This is a genomic window from Pseudomonas chlororaphis, from assembly GCF_001921865.1.
Classification (GTDB): Bacteria; Pseudomonadota; Gammaproteobacteria; order Pseudomonadales; family Pseudomonadaceae; genus Aquipseudomonas; species Aquipseudomonas chlororaphis_D.
The window spans coordinates 247,022-267,729 of record NZ_MSCT01000018.1 but is presented as its reverse complement, the minus strand read 5'-3'; the positions used below and the strand labels follow the sequence as shown (position 1 = coordinate 267,729).

Here is a 20,708-nt window from a genome sequence, read left to right as displayed (position 1 = left end):
CGAGACCGTTATCCACATGCATAAACTTTGGCAAGCATCACTGACCCGTAGTGTCATCGTCACCCTGGCCTGCGCCATGAGCGCGTTCTGGCTGCTGTCCGAGACCATCAGTTTTTATTACCGCTACAGCAAGGCCGAAGTCGAAGTCAGGGAAGACCTGGCCTGGGAACTGAACGGGGTGGCGGAGGAAGAGAATCGTCGTTATGAGTTGGCCCAGGTCAGGGTTAACACCTTGTTGCGCCTGTGGAGCGAGCTGCTCAGGAATGCGAGCCTGCCGGGTACTCAGAGCAACGAACTGAAACACACGGTGTTCGTCCCCTTCGACGGGGTCGATGTGGACCAGGATCGCATTGCCGTTGCCGGCCAGGTCATTGAGATTTTTGGCAACTCGGATTCGGTCAACCGCACCGAAACCTTTCTGTTGGTGCCAGGGCAGGGCGTGTTCTTTTACCGTCCCGAGGGCCAGACGGCAGCCGATATGCAGACCAGGATGAAGGCACTGCTGTCGCGTCAGTACCTTTCGACCACCAGTGACAACTGCTGGGGCGCCGTGTTCGAGGATGACCAGGGGCACCTGCGCAGCGCGGTGACGGCGGTTGACCCGCACTCGGGGATCACCGCGGGGCAGTTGTTGCGGATCGACGATCTGAACGTGCGCAAATATGACTTTTCGTACGTCCTGCGCGATGCCGACGGCACCCTGTTATGGAGCGACGACAAGGCGCAGAGCGCGTTGCTTGCAGCCCAGGGCGTGCAACCGGACTGTCTGCGCAGGGCCATGGAAAGGGCTGGTTTTATTGTCGACTGTACGCTGCTCAAGGGGCCGCCATGGCAGTTGTTCGCCATCGCGCGCGGGGATGTCGCGATGAGCCGGGTGCTGCCGTTGCTGGGGTCGACAGCGCCCTGGACGTTGCTGGCCCAGTTGTTGTTGCTGGCGTTTATTGCTCTGATCCTCCAGCGCCAGCTGGGGCGCCCCTTGAGTCATATCGTCGAACTCATCCATCGCCAGAAACAGCTCACCGACTTGAGCTACCGATTGCCGGAAGGGCGCAAGGATGAGCTGGGTCGCATTGCCAGTGCCTACAACGCGCTGCTCAAGACCGTCAATGCCTATCACCAGACCCTGGAAGACAAGGTCAAGAGGCGAACCCGCGAACTGGATGCGGCCAAGCGTATCGCCGAGCGCGCCAGCCACCGCAAGAGCGAGCACCTGACGAGCATCAGCCATGAGATACGCACCCCGCTCAATGGCATCGTCGGCGCGCTCAGCCTGCTCGAGCGCAGTGCCTTGTCCGAGCAACAGCAGGAGCTGATCGGCACTGCCCGCCAGTCCTCGGGTTTCTTGTTGTGCATCATCAACAATCTGCTGGACTTCTCTCGAATCGAAGCCGGACAGCTGGAATTGTCCTACGAGCAGACGGCGATCCTGCCGATGCTCGACCAGGTGTTGCTGACGATCAATCTGCGGGCCCAGGAAAAACGCTTGTCGCTGCGGACCCTGGTGGCGGCCAATGTGCCTCGCGCGATGTCCCTCGACGGCGTGCGCGTGCAACAGATCCTGATCAACCTCCTGGCCAATGCCGTGAAATTCACTGCGCAGGGCGAGGTCTGCGTCCGGCTTGAACGGCGGGCGGAGATGCTGGTCATCACGGTGCGGGACACCGGTAAAGGCATATCGGAAGAAAATCAACTCGATATCTTCATGCCTTTCATCCAGGTGCGCGCCCATGACAACGGCAGCGGCCTGGGACTGGCCATTGCATCGCGGCTAGCGAACCTGATGGGCGGGGAAATCCTGCTCGACAGTCAGGTTGGCGTAGGATCGACTTTCACCCTGTTGCTACCGATATGCGATCCCAGTGAGCCCTCATTGGCCTTTTCAGCCCGGCTGCCGGCCCCTGCGGCGTTGCAGACGCAGTTGTCCATTTGGGGCATCGAAGCCCAGCCGGGAGACTCGCCCTTGCTCGATATGCCCGAGCTGGTCTATCTGCCCGGCCGGTTGTGGCAGAAGGTCAGCGCCATTCTGTTCGAGGAAAAGTTGCCGGGCGATGAACCGGCCTCGATTGCCCCCTGTGCGTGGGCGCTCAAGGTCCTGGTGGTCGATGACATGCAAGTCAATCGCGATATCGTCGGCAAGATGCTCCAGGAGCTTGGGCACCTGGCCTATTCTGCCTCCTCGGGTGAAGAAGCGTTGCACTGCGGAAGAACCCATGTATTCGATTGGGTGCTGATGGATATTCGAATGCCGGACATGGACGGCCTGCAAGTCACTCGACTCTGGCGCGACATGGCCAGCGGGATGCTTGACCCGGACACCCCCATCATGGCGCTCACGGCGAATGCCCTGCCCGCCGAGCGCTATCGAGCCCGGGCTGCGGGGATGAATGGCTACCTCGCCAAACCCGTCAGCCTGGAACAACTGGCGAGCGGGGTCGAGCAGGTCGTTTCGCTGCAGTTGGCGCGGGGAATCGACCTGGCGCCGAACCGCAAGTTGCAGCAACCGCTTTTCAACCTTGCGGACACCTCGCTGCGCGCCAGGTTCTATGAAACGCTTGAGATCGTGCACCGGGATATCGAAACCGCGTGCCGCAAACAGGATCGCGCAGGCCTGTTGATGCTACTACACACTCTCAAGGGGTGTGCCGGTCAGGGAGGGCTTGATTGGTTGCACACGTGGGCGCAGGACCAGGAGACCCGGGTCAGCCACGGCGAGTGGCTGAGCTGTGAAGAAGTCAGCTACCTGCGCGGGTTGATTTTGCAGAAAATCCATTAGGCCCGTCCCACGCCTTCAGTGGATGCCCAGGCGGCACGCCCAGTTGACCAGCTCGGCAATGTTATGCGCATCGAGCTTGCGCATGAGGTTCAGGCGGTGGGTTTCGACCGTCTTGATGGTAATTGAGAGTTTTTCGGAGATATCCCGGTTACGGTCGCCTTCGGCGATGAGCTTGAGTATCTGGCGTTCCCGGGTGGTCAGGTTGCCCAGCCCGCCGACATTCGGGGCACTGGTCACGTGCGCCAGGTTGAGCGCGGGATCGAGGAAGACCTGGCCTGCGATGGCGGTTTGCAAGCCGGCCAACAGCACTTGTTGGGAACTTTTCTTCAAGATGTAGGCGAGCGCGCCCGCGGCCAATGCATCGCGGGCGCGGTGCTCGGAGGCGTCAGCGGTGACCACCACGATGGTCAGCTCGGGTCGGCGTCGTTTCAACTGTCGGATGACATCGATGCCATCCATGCCGGGCAGGCCGAGGTCGAGCAGTACCACGTCGGGCTTGAGCTCCTGGCAGGCCGCGTACACGTTCAGGCCGTCGACGATTTCACCGACGACCTCATAGCCAGGCATCGCCGAAAGCAGAAGCTTGATGCCATAGATGAGCAAGTAATGATCTTCGACGATCAGGATCCGTTGTGGGGCAGGCGTAGTTTGCAGATATGACAGCATGATCAAAAACCTGATTTTTTTTGGGGCTGGGGCGCGAAGGCTATAGGGTTCAGGTCATTACCGGATCCAGATTTTTCCCCAAAACTGACAAAATCGTGTAATTCCCTTCATCGATAACGCTATGAACTTTCCATCTTCCCTCGCTGGACTTGAAACCATTCGCGTGCATTCGAGAGTGGGGCAGCGTTGGCATATGACCCTGTCCGGTGTCCCCGGATGGTGCTGGGAATACCCGTTGGGGTTGTGCGTTGCCTTGGCGATCGAACGCACATCCATCGATGACGAGTGGCTGGTTCGCACCAGTTTGTGGCTGGCATCGATACCAGAGAGTCTGGACGACAGTTTGTTGCTGGACGGTGAGAATATTTTCCTGATTCGCCGCCATGACAGCCAGTGTCCGCCCCGGGAACTGGAGGCGCGCGTGCAACAACAGTTGTCCATCGCCTGTTGGTTCGCAACCCATGACGCGTCACACCTCACGTCCACCGAGACCCGTACCGTGGGGCGCCTGGCATGAGGTGGCTCGGAGGCTGCCTGGCGGGAGTGGCGGTCTTGTGCGTAACCCTGGGGGCAAACGGCGCGATCGCGCCCCAGGACGCGCCAGCCTTCTTCTTGAATACCCGTGGCGCCAAGCTGGCCGATGTCTTGCGGGACTTGGGGGCCAACTATCGTGTTCCGGTGATCGTCAGCCCGCAGATTGGCGAATCCTTTATCGGCCGCCTGGACGGCGGCACGCCCGAACAGACGCTCGAACACCTGGCGCAGCTCTACCAGCTTGCCTGGTACTACGACGGGCAGACGATTCATGTCTACAAGGCGCAGGAGGTGGGCAGCCAATTGCTGACACCGGCGTATCTGCCAGTACAGACCTTGATGGCCCAGTTGCAGTCCACCGGCATCCTGGATAAGCGTTACTGCCGGGTGCGCAGTGTCCCGAGCTCCAATGCGCTGGAAGTGCAGGGTGTCCCCGCCTGCATGGAACGGGTGTCGCGCCTGGCCGAAGGGCTCGATCAGCAGAAATTCAATCGTGAGCGTAACCAGGAGGCCGTTGAGCTGTTTGCCTTGAAGTACGCCGCCGCAGCCGACACCCAGTACACCTATCGCAACCAGCAAGTGGTGGTGCCCGGCGTGGTCTCGGTGCTCAAGGACATGGCGCAGGGACGCACCTTGCCCCTCAACGAAAACCAGGGGGAGCCGTCAGCGGACGATCGCAGCTTGCCGATGTTTTCCGCCGATCCGCGACAGAATGCGGTACTGGTGCGCGATCGCAAGCTCAACCTGCCGCTGTATACCGACCTGATTGCCCGGCTGGATCACAAACCGTCGCTGGTCGAGATCTCGGTAGCGATCATCGACGTCAACTCCCAGGACCTTGGTGCCCTGGGGATCGACTGGTCGGGGGGAGCGCGTATCGGTAGCGTGGGGGTCAGCTTGAATACGGGCGAAGGCTTTGATTCCGGCAATTTCTCCACGGTGATCGCCAACACCGGCAACTTCATGATCCGCCTCAATGCCCTCGAGCAAAACGCCAAGGCGCGTGTCTTGTCGCGTCCTTCGGTGGTCACGCTGAACAACATGCAGGCCATACTCGATCGCAACATCACCTTCTACACCAAACTGGTCGCGGAAAACGTCGCCAAGCTGGAGTCCATTTCGGCTGGCTCGCTGCTGCGCGTGACCCCGCGCGTGATCGGGGAAGGGAGCCGGCAGGAAGTCATGTTGACCCTGATTATCCAGGATGGGCGGCAAACCAGCCCTATCAGCCAGCGTGAGCCTTTGCCCCAGACACTGAACTCGGAAATTTCCACCCATGCCTTGCTCAAGGCCGGGCAAGCCTTGTTGCTGGGCGGCTTCGTCCAGGATGAGGAAAGCGAAAGCGTGCGCAAGATCCCGTTGCTGGGCGACATTCCCTTCATTGGTCGGTTCTTCAGATCGACGCAGAAGATCAACCGCCAAACGGTCCGTCTGTTTCTGATCAAAGCTGATCCCTGGCATCAACCCTGATAGGCCACTGATGGACTGTACCTACAAACTCAAGTGGCTGAACGGGCCGTTAAGTGGTCGTGAGCTGGTATTGCCCGTGGGCGAACTACGGATCGGCGGCTCGGATTCGGACATTGCCCTGTGCCTTGAGCTGGATGCCCAGGCGACCTTATCGATCGAGGACGAGGCCATCCGACTGGCGTGCGCGACGCCTGCCTGGGTCGAAGGGCAGCCCTGGGACCCGGAACAGGCATTGCCTCTTGGGCGTGTAGTCGATCTTGCCGGGCAGGCTTTTGTACTGGGCCGGGCTAGCGATGAGCTGTCCACGCCGGGGGTGCCCGCGCGACTGGCGCGGCGTAGCCCGGCGCGCGTGTCTGTGTGGCAATGGGGAGCCCTGGCCGGGGTCTGTGGGCTGGTGCTGGCCATGGGGCTGCTGGCCTGGCAACCGATACTCAGGGTACCGGTCCTCGACCAGGATGAGTGGCTGGCCACGCAACTGAAGGATTCGCAGCTCGCCGGGTTGAGTGTCCAGTGGGGCAACCAGGGTAGCCTAGTCCTCAAGGGCCTCTGTCAGTCCTCGACCAGCGTCGCAGGCTTGCGCACCAAGCTGCGCGCAAGGGGGCTGCTGGTGTATGACGAGAGCGTTTGCGTCGACACTTTGCTCGACAGTGTGCGCTCGGTGCTGAGTTTGAACGGCTATCGGGATGCCGAGGTCAAGAGCGGGGCGCGACTGGATCGCGTGGTGATTTTCGGCAATATCGTCGCGGACGCGACATGGCAGCGCACCAGCGTCCAACTGCAGGCGATTCAGGCGCTGGAGGGGTGGCGGGTGGTCAATGACCAGGCGCTGCTGTTCGATGACTTATTGTCCCGGCTCACGGCGCGCCAAGTGTTGGGCGGCTTGAGTGTCAGGGTGTCCGACAAGGCCTTGCGGGTCAGCGGTCAACTGGATACCCAGCGCCTGTCCACCGTGAGTGAAGTGCTCGATGCCTTCAATCGCGACGGCGCCCCACGCCTGTCGGCGGTTTTCCAGAACATTCCGGGAATGGCCTCGGCCGAACGCTACTTGCCCTCATCGATTGTCGGCATTGGCGGCAATGTGGATTCCCCTTATGTACAACTGGCCAATGGCATGCGCTTGCAGCAAGGCAGTGTTCTACCAAGTGGCTACCGCATTTATGCGCTCGATCGCTTGTCGATGGCCTTGCTCAAGGATCAAGAGCTGATATCGCTGCCACTGACACTCTGAATCACCAGATTGAAAAAGGAAGTTGAATGGCCCGTATCACTTATCTGGAAGATGCCTTGTTCGCCGATACCCAGGGCACATTGCGCCGGCACTTGCTGGACAGCCTTCGACAGGCCGAAATACGGGTGCGCGGACAATTGCGTCAGCCACAACCTCCCGCGCGGTTCCAGGCGCTGGAACAATGCGCCAATGCCTGCGCCAGTGCCGCGCAAGTTATCGAGATCTTGTGGGGCCGGTATCACTCGCCTATGCAAGGCATCAGGCGCGCGCGGTGAAAACCGGTATAAAACCGGTAAAGTCGTAAGTTGTTGGGGAGCAATCTGGTGACACTGATACTTGCTGCGAAAGTACATGAAAACGGAAGACTCTGATCCTTTGATCTGAACGTCGCTAGCCACTCATCGCTGGTCTTTATTGAATAAATTCCAAGTTTGGGTCGTTCAGCATCTCTTCATGTCTTTTGCCTGCTTAATCTTGTTGCCAAGGAGTTCCTATGCACATCCAGAATACCTCTGTCTTGTCACAACAGCCGCTGTCGTCTGCTTCCGGAGTTGATGGCGTTCAGGCCCCAAAGGCGTTTTCCGAAGTTTATCCAAAGAGTGAGTTCAAGACGGTTCCGTCCAATATCCATATGGTTTGGGTTGGCTCCCAGCCGGGTGGCGACCAGGATAAATACCTGAGGCAATGGGCGGAAAAAAACCCGGGCAGTACGGTCATGTTATGGGTGGACTCGCAACAGTTCGATGCCTACGCCACCAATAAGACCGCCCGACAAGAGGCTGAGAAGGTGTTTCCGGACTATCAGGCCGAGAAACCTTTGCGCGGTTTGTTCAGCCAGCTCAAGACCACACTGGGCAATACCGATGCACTGCTGAATCTGGGGGCACAAAAACAAGCGCTGAGCGAACTGAACAAAGAGCTGTCAGCCAAGGGTAACGAGTCCTGGAAAGAGCAATTGTTGTCGGGCGCCAACAAGGTGACTCCACAGAATGCGGGCCAAGTGCTGGCGGCATTTGAGCAGCGCACGCGCGGTAATGACGACAAATTCCTGCAAGCCGAACGTTTGATCCTGGACCAGACCGTCAAATCCTGGGACCGCTGCGCGAACAATCCACAACGCGATATTTCAAGACTGAGCGCGTTGCAGGACAAATTCAGCGATGTCAAAAACATCAAGATCTGCGACCTGAGCAATCGCAGCGATATCCAGCTGAAGAACAAGGACGCCTACCAGCATGAAATCATCGGCCGCAATGGCGCCTATCCGGCGGCATCCGACATTGCTCGCTACGAGATCCTGCACGAGCACGGTGGCGTATACGCGGATATCGACCTGGAATGCATGCAGCCGCTTCATGGCGTACTGCAGGCGCATCCGAACCTGATGCTGGTCGGGCTGGCCGAAGGCAAGAACGAAGCCAGTGGCAGCGCGACGCCCTATTTTGCCAATGCGTTGCTGGCCAGCCACCCAGGTAGCAAGATCCTCGCCGATTTCGTCGACAAGATCGGCGAGGATTACCAGACGCTGAAGGGTAACGAATTTCGCGGTGACCGCTATTTCAGTCGTCCGAACAAGAGCACGATCGAAGCCACCGGCCCCAACGGACTGCGCGGGCATGTCGACAGCGTGGTGCGCCAGGCCCAGGAGCAAGCGCATTTGATGCGCAACGATGTGTTGTCGCTTTCCGAACGGATTTGGGACAAGGGCCAGCAGCAGAACGAGGACTTCTGGTCCTCGATGGAGTCGCACTTCAAGTTCCCGGACGATTACGTGAATTTCGAAACCGAGGAGCAGCTCAAAAGTGCGACCAAAGCCATGGGCGGCGTCGCACCGTCAACAGCCTCCTCTCCCCTTGAGGGCATGAGTGTAAAAAAGTCTGAAGGCGCAGCTGGGATGGGTGCGCCCCTGAGTCCAAGTGCGGTGGTGAGCACCGAAAAGGTCGCCGCTCTGATTCTGGAAAAAATCAACGAGAAGCAGCAACCCGGCAAGCCAATGATCATCTTCATCGCCGGTCCTTCTGCATCCGGAAAGTCGGTGTTGACGGGCGCTCTGCAGGAAAAGGCGTTGCAGTTCGAATCGGTCAAGACCGACCACTTCCTGAAGTCGTTCTCGGAGTTGAGTGCCATTCCCGCCAACCGGGGTCTGCCAGTGGCAGACTGGCCTGTCGTTCACGGGCATGCCGACTCGTTCAATCGTCCACTGACAGAGCAACTGCTGGAGGCACTTTCAAGCGGTCGCGAGTTCAGCTACCCACTGCCGAGCAGCTATCGCGAAGGCTTGATGATTGGCGGGTTTCCACGGGGTGAACGGGATGCCAGCGGCCCACACAAGCAAGTCAAGGTGCCGGTGAGCCAGACCTATCTGATTGAGGGCATTTCCACCCCCCATCTGGTCAAGGATGCAACCCATGTCCTGGTGCGCCTGGATTGCGAATTTGATGAAACCGTCAAGCGGCGAGCCGGTCGCGGGCATGATGCGTCGATTCCGGCAGAAGTAAGGATCGCCGAGGATAAACGCCAGTATGAGACGTTCCAGCAGGCGATGAATCAGCTTGGAGAGAACGTGACTCCCGATATTCATCTGGACTCGTCCGGAATGACGGCGGGGCAGTTCCGCCTGTTTTGATCCGGCTCTCCGATCGGCCATGACGGTTGCTTGTGATGGTCGGTCGGAGCGGATGTTTGCTTCCGGCTGTCAGGTTTGTGTTTCTCCATCTTTGGGAGTGTAAGAGTGAACGGTTTTTCGCTCAGTAATGTTCGACCCAGCGGTGCGAGCCTTGAATCGCTGAACAAGGCAATAGAGGGCCAGATGGCTCCAGGCATCGGCAAGAACACCGCGTCCGACCTGTTGCAGATCATAGAAAAAGTTCAGCATCGGACGGGCATTGTGGCCAGTCACTTGGCCCCCCTGCAGAACGTAGCGAAACAGCACAATTGCATTATGGGTATCCGTCCGGTTGAAACCGTGGCAACAGGCTTGATTGAAGAGGGGCACCCCACAAAAGACTTCCATATCAAAGGCAAGAGCGCCAACTGGGGCCCCCAGGCGGGGATGATCTGTGTCGATCAGGCTTTCAGCAAGCTGGAGGGCTGCCTGCCGTCGGATCGGGCGCGTATCGAAAAAGCCAACGGGCAGACTCGCCAATGCATCGAAGACGGTCACGCCGTTGCCATTCCCCTGGTGATTTCCAGAGAGCGCCTGGAGGCGTTGCTGGTGGGCGATCTCATCACGGACATGCAACCTGCGGATGCCGAGGGGGGAATCAGGTTCAACGCGAAAGCGCCCGGCGGCAGATTGTATGAGTTCCAAGCCGCGCCCGGCGTGTCTCAGGGCCTGTACCGGATCAGCCAGCAGGGGCAGCCGCTGGAAGTCCTGGCCAAAGTGCTGGGAGGCAAGGCGCTGACGGCCGATTATGACTTGCACCTGATCGGGCCTCATATGAGCGACCTGGGGTGGCAGGACAATCTCCCGGTTCCGGATGTCGCGCACGAGGTGTTCAAGGTGCGCATCGATGGCTACAGCGCCCGAGCAACGGACTTGCGACCCAAGAATCTGGCTCAGGAACTGCGCCAGGATTATGCAAGCGCCGGCGACTTCTACAGAAAGGAAGACGCGGACATTGGCAATGCCACCAGACGTATTGCCGAGATGATTCCGCTGATCAACGAAGCCCTGGTCGGCGGGGGAGAGCGAGTGGTGCACCACAACGCGGACTCGGGCAGCCCGGCCAGCGACGCCGCAGCCAACTATCCCGCCACGTTCTTCCTGCCGGCCAGGCTGGGGGCATTCGATGAAATTTGCGTGATCGAGAACCGCCAGCAAATGGCCGAACTGATTCTGCAAGCAAAAAACAGCGGGTACCACATACCGTTGAACCCCTTGTGGGAGCCGCAAGTGACCAGCGTCAGGCGCGCAGACTTCACCCAGGCCCTGGCATTGCTTGATCGCGGCTGATAACCGGCAGGGCTGATCCGTGGTCAGCCCTGTCTGTCTTCACACGCCTTCGTCCGACAGCTTTTCCTGATACTCGGAAAACACCTCGGTAATCATCTTTCGCTGCTCATCATCCTCGAAGCATTCATCCGTCATTAACTTCACCAACTCCCCCATCTGTCGCACATAAGCGTATTGCCTGCGCGCGTCGGGCACCTGGCGTGAAGTCTGTTGTTCGAGCCAGTCCACCTGCATCCAGGACTGCTGGACGACTTCCAATAAGGTGCCGATGACCCCGTCGCCGTCCAGGCCGTCGATAGCCAGGGTGCGGGCAACGCGGTGGCAATGATCTTCCATGCCGAAAAACATCATGATGCGTTTCAGGTCGGTGATCACCGAGCTCAATTGGGCGTCCATGGCCGGACCTTCAGCCGAGAGTTCGAAAGCCAGGGTACGGATCAGCGTTTTCAGTTTGCGCTGGCGATCGTGCAGTTGGCGGAACTCTTCGAACCATTGCACCAGGCGCGTACGACGTGAAGTGGCTCGCTGGTAGAGCTGCTTGAGGGCGAGAAAACTGTTTTTGCCGGTACTGCCGAACTCCAGGCGATTGAAGAGCTTCAATGTCCATTCGTCATCGTCCATCACCGCGGACAGAGCATCTTCCAGACGTTTACGCTGTGCGCCACCCAGGTTCTTCCGCCCGAGCGCCGACCCCAGCAGCAGGGCCATTTCTCCCGCATCGAGCCCTTTATCGCCCAGGTATTCTAGAAGGTCCGACGCCTCATCGATGGCCGATGTGTGTTTATGCAGGTCTTCCATTTGCGCCGAGGTGGTTGCCGTGACGTGCTTGACCAGTTGCTGGAGCATGGCGCGGGTACGCGGGCGTTCAGACTTGCCGTCACTTGTCCCGCGACCTGTGGCCTGCTTCTTATAGGAGCCAAGGGCAAACCCCATGTTCTCCAGGGTTTCGGACAGCGCATCGCCTGACACCTCGGTAGGCCTGAAATCAATATTCGTGGCCTGCATATCGAATTCGGTGCGCGCCAGTTCAAGGGCAGATTGCGCTGGGAAGACTTGTGTGGCGCCGGGCAGGGGGCGAGGCGCCGGATTCTGAACCAGCGGAGTCGGCTTGAGGCTGGCGGAGTCGGTCTTGGTAATCATCGGCAGGGGGCTCATGCGGGACCTGCCGCAAACGCGACAGGAGCGATTGAAGGTGGGCGTCGAGATCGATGCGCAGGGTGAACAGGTGCGTTTCCAGCAAGGCCTGAGTCGTCGCCAGCGAAGAGCTGCCGAGTACCTGGACCTGGGGGTAGTCGGCAAAGGTGTGTCGGATGTGCTGCTCGCAATCGGCGCAGACCCGGAGAGTCAGAGCGCCCTGGGCGAGAAACGTCAGGAGCCGCTGTCGCACGCGTCGAACCATCAGCTCGACGCCATCCTGCTCACCGATGAACTCCTCCAGGACCTGGGCGACGAGGGCGCGTAGCCGTGTGTCGAGGTGTTGGGCCAGGGTGGCTTCCAGAGCGGTTTCAGCGACATGCCAGTCCAGGGTTTCCTCGATGAGGCGTTGGCGCAAAGCCTCACCTTCGTTGGCCGCCTCGGCAATGCCTTGATCCCGAGCCCGAATGCGAATCTGCCGGGCTTCTTCCTCGGCCTGGGCCAGGCATTCACGAGCCTGTCGTTGCAGCGCTTCGGCTTCTGCGCGGGCGAGGGCAAGCGCTGAGGTGGCGTTGAAATATTGCGCCAGTTCTGCGGCAGGAATGACCATGGCCTGGGGGGTACTGCCCTGCAGGGCAATGCAGGGGATGTTGAGTGGGTTCATAAGAAACGACCGAGTTTGGTCAGCCACTGGATCGCGTTTTCCCGGACCGGAAGCAGGGCATCGGCAACCGGTGGTAAACGCAGGGTGAGCAGATCACTGAGCGGGGCTTGTTCGACATCGCGTAGCCACCAGCAGGTGCCGGCGTGCAAGGCAGCCTGGCTCAGGGTGTCAGCGGGCAGGGCTGGCTCGGTGTGACTCCAGCCTCGGTGCAAGGCCAGCAGATGGTCGCAGTGTCGTTCATCCAGGTAGGGCTCAAGTGCCTGGCGGTGGTCTTTGATCAACAGGTGATCGGCACAGTTCAATGCCACGATCCCGAGGGCGATGACCAGCTGGGGCAAGCGTGGCTCCAGTGCGAGCATGGCGCGCTGCCTGGCGTCGAGGCCGGCGGGCAACGACGTCCAGGTGATGCCACGGCGGCGCAGGATCAAGCGATCGATACTCGGGCGACAGGCCGGGCGACTGTGGTAGACCGCGTGCCAGGGAGCGAGTCCGAGGTGGGGCCACCAGCCTTCATGCATCCAGTCGCCTGGTTGCCAGCCCCATTGATGCAAGTGCCGTATGCTCTGGTCGATGGCTACCTGGGTCATTGGCTTCTGGACCGCAGCCATTTGCCAATCGTGATCGCGACGATCAGTACCGCCAACACTGCCAGCAGGAGCATGAGCGGCAGACGATTGCGCTCGAGCCAGGTGAGCGGCGCAGTGGTTGGCCCGGGCTGTTCGGGGAGCGGCTGATAGCGGTAATCGGCGGCTTGCAGGACGATGCTGATGTTCTCGGCCAGCAGATTGGGCACGCTGTTGAAAATCAGGCTCTTGATCGCGGTTTCGCGATTGAGCAGATTGCGCTCGGGGCTGTATTTGATAAAGACCGAGGCCGAAGGCTTTGCGGCCTCTCGCGGGTTCTGGCTGATCCCTTCGCCAATCGATACATGGGCGCTGATCACGCCATCCATGGCCTGCAGCATTTTTTCCAGCTGCTGTTCTTTCAGATAAAGGATCTTCGCGTGTTCCTGAACCGGTGAAGTCACCAGTTGGCCGGAGGGAAACAGGTCCTCCAGGGTCGCGACCTTTTCCCGTGGCAGTCCTTCCTGGCGCAATAGTTCAACGGCATTGATGAACTGCGTCTTGTCGACCTTGATCGTGACAAGTCCACCCTTGGCGATTTCCTTGCTGGCATCGATATTGCGGAGCAACAACAGCGCCAGCATCTGGTTGGCGTCGGCTTCGGACAACTCACTGTACAACTCGACCTTGCAGCCGCTGAGCATAAACACCAGCACGCCGATGCAGCCCAGGCGCAACCAGCCCCTGATCATTGCATGCTCACCAGCTTGTTCACCCCTTGGGCAAGAGATCCTGCGGTTTTCGCGATCAGGTCGACTTCGATGATGGCGTGCAACATGTTCGACTGTGCAGAGAGCATTTTCAGCGGGCTGTCGAGCACGCTTTCACGGGCCGTTGCCACGGCGTCGCTCAGGGTTCGGGATTGACTCTGCAGTTGGCTGATGGCCGATATCTCCGCAGGGGCGTCCACCTGGCCGAACAACGCCTGGTTGAAAGCGGCAATATCGGGCGGTGTGGGGGGCGAGGGCGCGGAATCTTTCGGCACGTGGAGTGCGGCCATGCGGACAGCTTCGATTTCCATGGGGGAGGTCTCAGGCAAGTTGAGGGAGGGTGGAGGGCTGCGCAGGGAGGGTTCCCGCGTCCGGTGAAGCGCTTTCGATCAAGCGCCGGAGCGTATTGGCTTCGTCCGAGGCGTCGCCGGCCAACAACGCCAGCGCTTCATGTCCGCGTGACAGGCCGATCAGTAAGGTCGCTTGCAGAATCCTCAGGTCCGCGGGTTCGCTCACCAGGTAGGGCAGGGCGCTGCGAATGGTTTCGACCTGTTCGACAAAACCGTGATTGACCGCCGCCAGGCCGGTCTCGCAGACAATGCGACACACATCGCGCTCAAGGATGTTCATATTTTTTGAATGATCCCTGAAAGCATGTCCTTGACCGCTTTCATCACCGCACTTTGATAAGTGACGAAGGTTGAATATTGCTGAATCGCAAACTGCGCCTGGAGCATTCGCGCCGGGTCGTTCATGTCGGCGGCGGTCAGCTTTGACTGAACGTCATTGCCGGCCTTTTCGACCATTTGCGAGAGCTGGTTATTGACGGTTTCGATGTCCATGATCCGTTATCCCGCATGACTGATGGCTGGAGCGAGGGTTGCTTGGACCCGCAGGCGATATTGGGTGGGATTGCAGAGATAACGCTTGCGGAAGCTTTCGGTGAAATGCCCGTGATTGGAGAAGCCGCATTCAAGGGCGATGTCCAGCACCCGCATCGGAGTGGAAAGGAGCAATTCGCGGGCGCGGGTCAGTCGACGTTCCAGGAGCCAGCGTTTTGCGGAAAGGCCGTATTTTTCCTGGAACAGCAGATTGAACTTGCGTAGCGGCATGTTGAATTCCAATGCATAGCGAGCAACCGACCACTGATTCAGGGCGTGGGTTTCGATGAACTCATAGAACGGCTCGTCTCCGGTCATGATGTGTTGCAACAAGGCAGAGAAATAGCGCCGATCCACGCCCAGGCAATAGATATAGGCAAAGCGCAGCAAGGTATCGGGGGTTCCCTTGGCCAGCAGTTCAAGCACGCCGATCACGTCATCCTGCGCTTTCACCATGCGGATGGGCGCACGCCAGAACAGGGTGCCGTGGGTGACACCGAGCAAGTCCACCACATCGGCGTACAAGTGCTTGAAGTCGGCGGGGTAGAAATCGAAGTACTGGAGGTCGCTGTTGGCGCTGCAAGGTGCTGCTTCGCTGCTCGCCACAACGACGGAGTTTGGCGGTATGAGTTGTACTGCGCCGTCAATATGCACCTTGCCGCCGTACTTTCCGAATAGAAGTCGTACTGCCTGCATCGGTCTTCCCTTCCTGAATCACTGTCTGAGTGAACGCCATGGTCACGCGAGTACTGGAAAATATGCATCAGGTGATTACCTGAAAGATAAGGCCCAGAACGCGTCAAATTCATCAGGGATCGACTAAATATGTAAGGTATTACCGCTTCGGTAAAAAAGGAAAGTTTGAAGGAAATTCAGAAGAGTGGAAGTGGGTGAGTTGTATTCTTAGGCTGTCACTATGAAGAGAAGTCTAGGATTCATGGCTTTCTATTCGTGGTGATAAACGAAGCCTGGTGATGTATCGGCGAACCGTTACTCAATGGATGGGTCGCCAATGTATTGACCATGGTCGAGATTAATACCATTGGGAATACGCATATGAGTATGGTCGTAACAGCAACCACGCCGAGCAGCCCCCTGGAGGGTGTGCGTCCAACACCACAATCCGTTGCCAATCCTCAATCTATGTTCAGTAACGGCTTGATGAGCATGCAGAACATCATGTTGCAACTCACTCAGTCGGGTAACGACCTGTTTGCACAGATGAACAAGAAGTCCGAAATTGCCCGTGATGCGCAAGAGATGGCCAATCAGGTTGAGGCCGTCATGTCCAGGCTGGTAAATCCAGGGGATAAATTGGCGCTGCCGGAGAGTACGGTGGCTTATATGCGCGCCAATAATATTCTGGTGGATGGCAAGACCATTGATGAGTTTATGGGCGAGCGCTCAGGAGCGCAGGCAAGTCTGGAGACGCTGATGGCCAAGATTGCCGCATCCGGCTCTGAGGGCATGGAAACCCGCTCCTGGCAGGACGTGATCACCTACATGGACCAGAACGGCATTACCGTTGAAGGCAAGAAGGCATCCGACTATGTCTGGGGACTGCCGGAAGTCAACTTCCAGAGCGGTAAAAAGGTCAGCCTGGAGCATATGAACAGCATTCGTCAGGCGCTTGAAGACTCCATGGCTTTCGATAAGGGCGACTTGATGATGGTCAAGTCCTCCCTCGAATCGGTGGCTGGGCGGGCAACGGACTTCAACCAGCAAAGCCAGTTGAAGTTGCAACAAGTCATGCAGAACTTCAGTACTTCCAACCAGTTGACACAAAGCATGCAAAGCATGTTGGCCGAAATGACCAAGGGCACTGCATCAGCTATTCGTTGATCTCAAGTACGCAATGAACCTGATAACGAATAATCGGAAAAAAAGTAAAACGCCATCGACTTTTATAAGTATTGGTACGGGTGGCGAGATAATCTGGTTGTGTCCTGAGGAAGTGCTGAATGGACGACGTGGAAAAACTCAAAGTCATGCTGGTCGAACTGGGTAGAAACAAGTCGGTATTTAGCCGGCAAACCCAGGAGTTGGAAAAACTGCAGTTGGAAATTTCCGAGCTTCAACGGCGTGCGGATGTCGATCCGCAGGCCAGGAAGAAGCTGGACAAGTTGAATGACTATATGAACCGCGAGGGAAACGATTCCCAGAGTCGACTTGTCGAGAAAATGGCGAAATCCGAAGCAAGCCTGAAAAAGGTTGGAGAGCAACTGCATGCGTTGTCCACTCTTCAACAAGACTCGTCAGAAAAAGAAGTCCCCGCGGTGAAAAATAACCTGCTGAAAAAATTCAGTCGAAACTTTGCTTGAAACCTTTGGAGAAAACACGATGGATCCTATTGTAAATAAATTTACCCCGGTCAACTCTCTGGGGGGCGTGCAGCCAACCCCGCAGTCGATCGTGAACTCGCAGTCGATGTTCAGCAATGGCCTTCAGACCATGCAAAACATCATGTTGCAGTTGACTCAATCGGGTAATGACCTGTTCGCACAGATGAACAAGAAGTCTGAAATCGCTCGCGATGCACAAGAGAAAGCCAACTTGGTGGAGGGGGTCATGGCCAAGCTGGATAAACCGGAAAGCAAGGGTGAACTGCCACCAAGTGTCATTGACTACATGAAGGCCAACAACATCCTGGTCGATGGCAAGACCATTGACGAGTTCATGGAGGGGAAGGGCGGCAAGCTCGATAAGGGCGACCTGATGATGGTCAAGTCTTCGTTGGAAACCGTGGCGGGACGTGCCACCGACTTCAACCAGCAAAGCCAGTTGAAGCTGCAGCAAGTGATGCAGAACTACAGCACCTCCAACCAACTGACGCAGAGCATGCAAAGCATGCTCGCTGAAATGACCAAGGGTACTGCCTCGGCTATCCGCTGATTGGATAACGCGCTGGCCACCCGGTTTTCCGTCGTGGCCAGCCATGGAGGGTAATTGCCTTGCCGCCCCCTGTAACAGTGACAGGGAGAGGGGGCAGATAAATCGGTTGTTATTGCAAGGAGTCCTCATGACACAACCTATTTGCAGTGCCGGTCAGGACGACCACGAAGTGCTTCAGCACTTCTTTGCACGCGGTGGCTCGATTCGTATGTTGGCGGATATCACGCAAGGCGATATCGACAAGCTATATGCCTATGCGACGCAGTTGTTCCACAGCGGTGATATTCACGCCGCGCGCAATGTTTACTCCTTGCTGGTGCGCATCGACCACTGGAACTTTGAGTGCTGGTTGGCGCTGGGGCTGTGCAATCAGCGCCTGGGCCTGCATGAAGAGGCGGTCGGCAGTTTCGGCCGGGCCGGGATGATCAATGTGGATGATCCACGTTCCGCCTATTTCGCAGGTATCAGCCATAGCCTTCTGGGGCAAATCGAGTGTGCCCGCAAAGCCTTCAATGCCGCGATCAAATGGTGCAACCAACAGCCTGAACATGAGGTCATTCAGCACAGTGCTGCACAGTTGCTGGCTCATTGTGCGGTGGAGGTATCAGCATGAGCATCACAGTGAATCTGCGCCCGCTGGCGGCGCCGCAAACCGAGCAGATGCTGGTCTCGGATACTCCGAACATATCTCCGGAGGCGCAAACAGGGGCCCGTGGTTCGCGCGGTCCATCGAGTGTATTCGGCGATATCAGTCAACAGCATTCGCGGGTCAATACGCCGCCGCCACCGAAAGTCCAGGTATCGCAGCTTGAGGCAATGAAGGCCCTGGATCGGATCTTTGCGAATGTTCCGCTGAAGAACGAAAGCGCTACGCCGATCAGCCTCAAGGATCTCGAAAAGATTCCGATGGACTCGATCATGTTGGCCTCTACACTCCTGTCCAGCGAAATCCTCGGCAGTACCGCCATGGCCAAGTCCAAAGCCCTGGCGATCATGACGGACAAGCAGGAGAGGGTGCGTCAGCAAGAGGTTGCCGACTTCCGCGAGCAGATGGACAAAGCCATCGAGCAGCAGGAGAAAGCCAAGAAGGCAGGCATCTTCGGCGTGATCTTCGACTGGGTTATCGCCGCCGTTGAAATTGTCACCGGGGTGGCAAAGATCATCGGTGGGGCACTGACCGGTAACGTCATGACGGCTGCTGGCGGAGCGATGGACTTGATGGCGGGGCTCTCCGGTGTGGTCAAGGCGGCAGCCAATACCATGGCCCTGATCGATCCCGACAATGCCGAGAAGTACAAGGCGATCGCCGATGTCGCCGGCAAGATCCAGCTGGGTTTTGAAATTGCCGGAGCCATGATCGATATCACCAGCGCCGCGCGCAATATGTTGATGACCAAGGTGATTCCAAAGGTCGCTGGCACGGTTCTCAAGGAGGGGGCCGAACAGGCTCTGGTGGCCGGTATCAAGGCTGGGAGCAAAGGCGCGATCGACCAGACCGCGAAAATGGTCGGCAAGGAAGTGGCATCGCAGGTTTCCGCTCAAATTGCCCAGAGCCTGGGCAAGGCTGCGATGGAAGCGACGAAGACGGCAGGCAAGGAAGCGGCACAGAAGATCGTGCAGCAGCTCGGTGTAAATCGGATGCTGGAGAAGTTTTCCCAGGAAGCCATCGAGAAGTTGGTGACCAACGCGGTGAAAAAAGTCGGACACGGCGCGATCGACAAAGGCGTGGAAATGACGGCCAAGGAAGTGACCAAGGCAGTGACTAAAGAGATCAATCGCGAAGTGCTGCAAGTTGCGCTCAAGGCTTCGACCTACACCGCCGTCAACGTCACACGCAGCGCGGTGGCTGGCGCCAGCCAGATCACCTCTGGAGCACTGGCAGTGGAGCGCGCCAGGCTGCAAAAAGAGATCAGTCAACTGATGCTCGATCAGCAATGGCTGCAGTCGCTTTTCACTTTCTACAAAGACGAAAAAGACGCCGCCATGAAGCGGATTGGCGAACTGATCGAAGGACAATCCCAAGTCGTCCAGGACGGCAGCAAGGCCATCGCACAAGCCGGCGCGGTGCAAGTGCAGATTGCCTCGGCAATGGTTTGATACCAGGAGAAGAAAGATGACCACTACAGTGAATACTCAAGCATTGGCCGCTTCTTTGCCCGTGCAGGATGCAGTACATACCCGGACCGTCGACATGGGGGACAACGCGTTCACCCGCATCAACGAAATCATTATGTTGATGAAGAAAATGAATATCGAGATGCGCGATACCTTGCGCGGATTTCACGATGAGATGCAGAAGAATGCCTTCGACAAACAGCTCAAGGCGCTGGAAACCAAACAGGACGCGATTGAATCGACTTTCAAGGCGGCGATGACAGGAGCGATCGGGCAAATTGTGTCTGGCGTCGTGAGTTTCGGTGGTTCCTTGACCGGAAGCCAGTTGGCTTCGTCGGCAACCACTGGACTTGGCAAAGCTACCGAGGGAGTTGGCGGCGTTGTGGCGGCAGGCGTCAGCCGTGATGCACAACAAGCCCAACTGCTCGGAGAGTTCCAAGCCAACGCCGCGGAAAACTTCGCGAAAAACGTGGCGGCTACCGCCGATCGTGCCGCCGAGGCATCCCGACAATTACGCGATGCAACCCGTGAACTGGTTGGCCTCTATGAGCGGATGGCCAATGCCGTGCAGATGAGGACGAAGTGAGATGCCTGCTCTCCAATCCATTGATCCGGTCACGCTATTTCTCAAGCTGCAAGGGTTGCAGCCAGAAGTCGCCTATTTTGAAAAAAGCGATTTTGTCGTGGGCTGGCAGGTTCACTTGGGAGATTTCGAACTGGTCTACCGGTTTGAACACAACACTTTGACGGTGTGCAACTTCACCGCCATCGAAGGGGCCAAGGGAACGAGCGGAGCAGTTTCCCAGTTCATCTTTTTGATCCATCGGATCGAGCGCTATGTCAAAGAGCTTTATTCGGTGCGAGGACGATTCATCGATAGCATTGCCCACTCGGAAACCAATCAGGTTCGTGAGCGGCTGGCGAATGTATTGATGGCCAAAGGTGCATCCTGGCAAGAGATCGATGGAGAGTCCTGGTTGGTTTATCCTCTCGCTTCGAAGATGACACAGCCGCAATAGCATTAAAAAAGAGGAAGGGTGCTTGAGTGTGCCCTTCACATTGG

The 20,708-nt window shown here is 57.9% G+C and carries 23 protein-coding genes; 14 read left to right on the top strand and 9 right to left on the bottom strand.

Annotated elements, in window-relative coordinates:
* The first annotated feature begins 16 nt into the window (after positions 1–16).
* Positions 17–2,773 carry a two component system sensor kinase gene (locus tag BTN82_RS20030; protein WP_075120835.1) on the top strand — a complete coding sequence of 919 codons (2,757 nt, stop codon included), beginning with the start codon at positions 17–19 and terminating at the stop codon, positions 2,771–2,773.
* Positions 2,774–2,788: 15 nt separating this feature from the next.
* Here BTN82_RS20030 and BTN82_RS20025 read toward each other — a convergent pair whose 3' ends face one another.
* Positions 2,789–3,439: a two component system response regulator gene (locus BTN82_RS20025; RefSeq protein ID WP_075120834.1), complete on the bottom strand. Its 651-nt coding sequence runs from the start codon at positions 3,437–3,439 to the stop codon at positions 2,789–2,791.
* 121 nt (positions 3,440–3,560) lie between these two features.
* Between BTN82_RS20025 and BTN82_RS20020 the strand changes: the two genes are divergently transcribed.
* The 6 genes from BTN82_RS20020 to BTN82_RS19995 all read left to right on the top strand — a co-directional run bounded on the left by BTN82_RS20020 (position 3,561) and on the right by BTN82_RS19995 (position 10,626).
* A complete protein-coding gene (locus tag BTN82_RS20020) occupies positions 3,561–3,956 on the top strand; it encodes a hypothetical protein (RefSeq protein WP_148169597.1) in 396 nt (131 codons plus the stop codon).
* On the top strand, positions 3,953–5,443 hold the full coding sequence (locus BTN82_RS20015; protein WP_075120832.1) for an EscC/YscC/HrcC family type III secretion system outer membrane ring protein: 1,491 nt from the start codon (positions 3,953–3,955) through the stop codon (positions 5,441–5,443). Before BTN82_RS20020 ends, BTN82_RS20015 begins: the two co-directional genes overlap by 4 nt.
* 10 nt (positions 5,444–5,453) lie before the next feature.
* Entirely contained in the window at positions 5,454–6,671 is a 1,218-nt protein-coding gene (sctD, locus tag BTN82_RS20010; RefSeq protein ID WP_075120831.1) for a type III secretion system inner membrane ring subunit SctD, read from the top strand.
* A 26-nt stretch (positions 6,672–6,697) separates the two neighbouring features.
* Positions 6,698–6,946 carry an EscE/YscE/SsaE family type III secretion system needle protein co-chaperone gene (locus BTN82_RS20005; RefSeq protein WP_075120830.1) on the top strand — a complete coding sequence of 83 codons (249 nt, stop codon included), beginning with the start codon at positions 6,698–6,700 and terminating at the stop codon, positions 6,944–6,946.
* Between the two features lie 218 nt (positions 6,947–7,164).
* On the top strand, positions 7,165–9,297 hold the full coding sequence (locus BTN82_RS20000; protein ID WP_081375501.1) for a TcdA/TcdB catalytic glycosyltransferase domain-containing protein: 2,133 nt from the start codon (positions 7,165–7,167) through the stop codon (positions 9,295–9,297).
* Between the two features lie 105 nt (positions 9,298–9,402).
* Positions 9,403–10,626 carry a CyaA/EF/ExoY family adenylyl cyclase toxin gene (locus BTN82_RS19995; RefSeq protein WP_261793003.1) on the top strand — a complete coding sequence of 408 codons (1,224 nt, stop codon included), beginning with the start codon at positions 9,403–9,405 and terminating at the stop codon, positions 10,624–10,626.
* 39 nt (positions 10,627–10,665) lie between these two features.
* On the opposite strand, the gene sctW is transcribed toward BTN82_RS19995, so the two are convergent.
* Genes sctW through BTN82_RS19950 form a run of 8 tightly spaced genes read right to left on the bottom strand, consistent with a single transcriptional unit; the run spans position 10,666 to position 15,334 of the window.
* The gene (sctW, locus tag BTN82_RS19990; protein ID WP_075120828.1) at positions 10,666–11,766 is read right to left on the bottom strand and encodes a type III secretion system gatekeeper subunit SctW; all 1,101 of its coding nucleotides are present in this window, start codon (positions 11,764–11,766) and stop codon (positions 10,666–10,668) included.
* Entirely contained in the window at positions 11,654–12,424 is a 771-nt protein-coding gene (locus BTN82_RS31170) for an EsaK (RefSeq protein ID WP_148169596.1), read from the bottom strand. Before BTN82_RS31170 ends, sctW begins: the two co-directional genes overlap by 113 nt.
* The gene (locus tag BTN82_RS19975) at positions 12,421–13,032 is read right to left on the bottom strand and encodes a type III secretion system domain-containing protein (protein WP_081375499.1); all 612 of its coding nucleotides are present in this window, start codon (positions 13,030–13,032) and stop codon (positions 12,421–12,423) included. Before BTN82_RS19975 ends, BTN82_RS31170 begins: the two co-directional genes overlap by 4 nt.
* Entirely contained in the window at positions 13,008–13,739 is a 732-nt protein-coding gene (gene sctJ / locus BTN82_RS19970) for a type III secretion system inner membrane ring lipoprotein SctJ (RefSeq protein ID WP_075120824.1), read from the bottom strand. The genes BTN82_RS19975 and sctJ overlap by 25 nt, the downstream gene beginning before the upstream one ends.
* Positions 13,736–14,068, bottom strand: coding sequence for a type III secretion system inner rod subunit SctI (gene sctI / locus BTN82_RS19965; protein WP_075120823.1), 333 nt, complete (start codon positions 14,066–14,068; stop codon positions 13,736–13,738). Before sctI ends, sctJ begins: the two co-directional genes overlap by 4 nt.
* A gap of 10 nt (positions 14,069–14,078) precedes the next feature.
* On the bottom strand, positions 14,079–14,387 hold the full coding sequence (locus BTN82_RS19960) for an EscG/YscG/SsaH family type III secretion system needle protein co-chaperone (protein ID WP_075120822.1): 309 nt from the start codon (positions 14,385–14,387) through the stop codon (positions 14,079–14,081).
* The gene (gene sctF / locus BTN82_RS19955) at positions 14,384–14,599 is read right to left on the bottom strand and encodes a type III secretion system needle filament subunit SctF (RefSeq protein ID WP_075120821.1); all 216 of its coding nucleotides are present in this window, start codon (positions 14,597–14,599) and stop codon (positions 14,384–14,386) included. Before sctF ends, BTN82_RS19960 begins: the two co-directional genes overlap by 4 nt.
* Before the next feature lie 6 nt (positions 14,600–14,605).
* Positions 14,606–15,334 (bottom strand): helix-turn-helix transcriptional regulator, encoded by a 729-nt coding sequence (locus BTN82_RS19950; RefSeq protein WP_075120820.1) that lies wholly within the window; start codon positions 15,332–15,334, stop codon positions 14,606–14,608.
* Positions 15,335–15,694: 360 nt separating this feature from the next.
* Between BTN82_RS19950 and BTN82_RS19945 the strand changes: the two genes are divergently transcribed.
* The 7 genes from BTN82_RS19945 (at position 15,695) to BTN82_RS19915 (ending at position 20,664) form a co-directional block, all read left to right on the top strand.
* The gene (locus BTN82_RS19945; protein WP_081375506.1) at positions 15,695–16,480 is read left to right on the top strand and encodes a hypothetical protein; all 786 of its coding nucleotides are present in this window, start codon (positions 15,695–15,697) and stop codon (positions 16,478–16,480) included.
* Between the two features lie 119 nt (positions 16,481–16,599).
* Positions 16,600–16,959 (top strand): hypothetical protein, encoded by a 360-nt coding sequence (locus BTN82_RS19940; RefSeq protein ID WP_075120819.1) that lies wholly within the window; start codon positions 16,600–16,602, stop codon positions 16,957–16,959.
* 19 nt (positions 16,960–16,978) lie between these two features.
* Positions 16,979–17,530: a hypothetical protein gene (locus tag BTN82_RS19935; protein ID WP_075120818.1), complete on the top strand. Its 552-nt coding sequence runs from the start codon at positions 16,979–16,981 to the stop codon at positions 17,528–17,530.
* A 127-nt stretch (positions 17,531–17,657) separates the two neighbouring features.
* Positions 17,658–18,143, top strand: coding sequence for a SycD/LcrH family type III secretion system chaperone (locus BTN82_RS19930; RefSeq protein ID WP_075120817.1), 486 nt, complete (start codon positions 17,658–17,660; stop codon positions 18,141–18,143).
* Positions 18,140–19,627 (top strand): type III secretion system translocon subunit SctE, encoded by a 1,488-nt coding sequence (sctE, locus tag BTN82_RS19925; protein WP_222610219.1) that lies wholly within the window; start codon positions 18,140–18,142, stop codon positions 19,625–19,627. Before BTN82_RS19930 ends, sctE begins: the two co-directional genes overlap by 4 nt.
* Positions 19,628–19,643: 16 nt before the next feature.
* Complete coding sequence (locus BTN82_RS19920; protein ID WP_148169594.1) at positions 19,644–20,231, top strand: pathogenicity island effector protein; 588 nt, start codon at positions 19,644–19,646, stop codon at positions 20,229–20,231.
* Between the two features lies 1 nt (position 20,232).
* The gene (locus BTN82_RS19915) at positions 20,233–20,664 is read left to right on the top strand and encodes a hypothetical protein (protein WP_075120815.1); all 432 of its coding nucleotides are present in this window, start codon (positions 20,233–20,235) and stop codon (positions 20,662–20,664) included.
* Positions 20,665–20,708 lie beyond the last annotated feature (44 nt).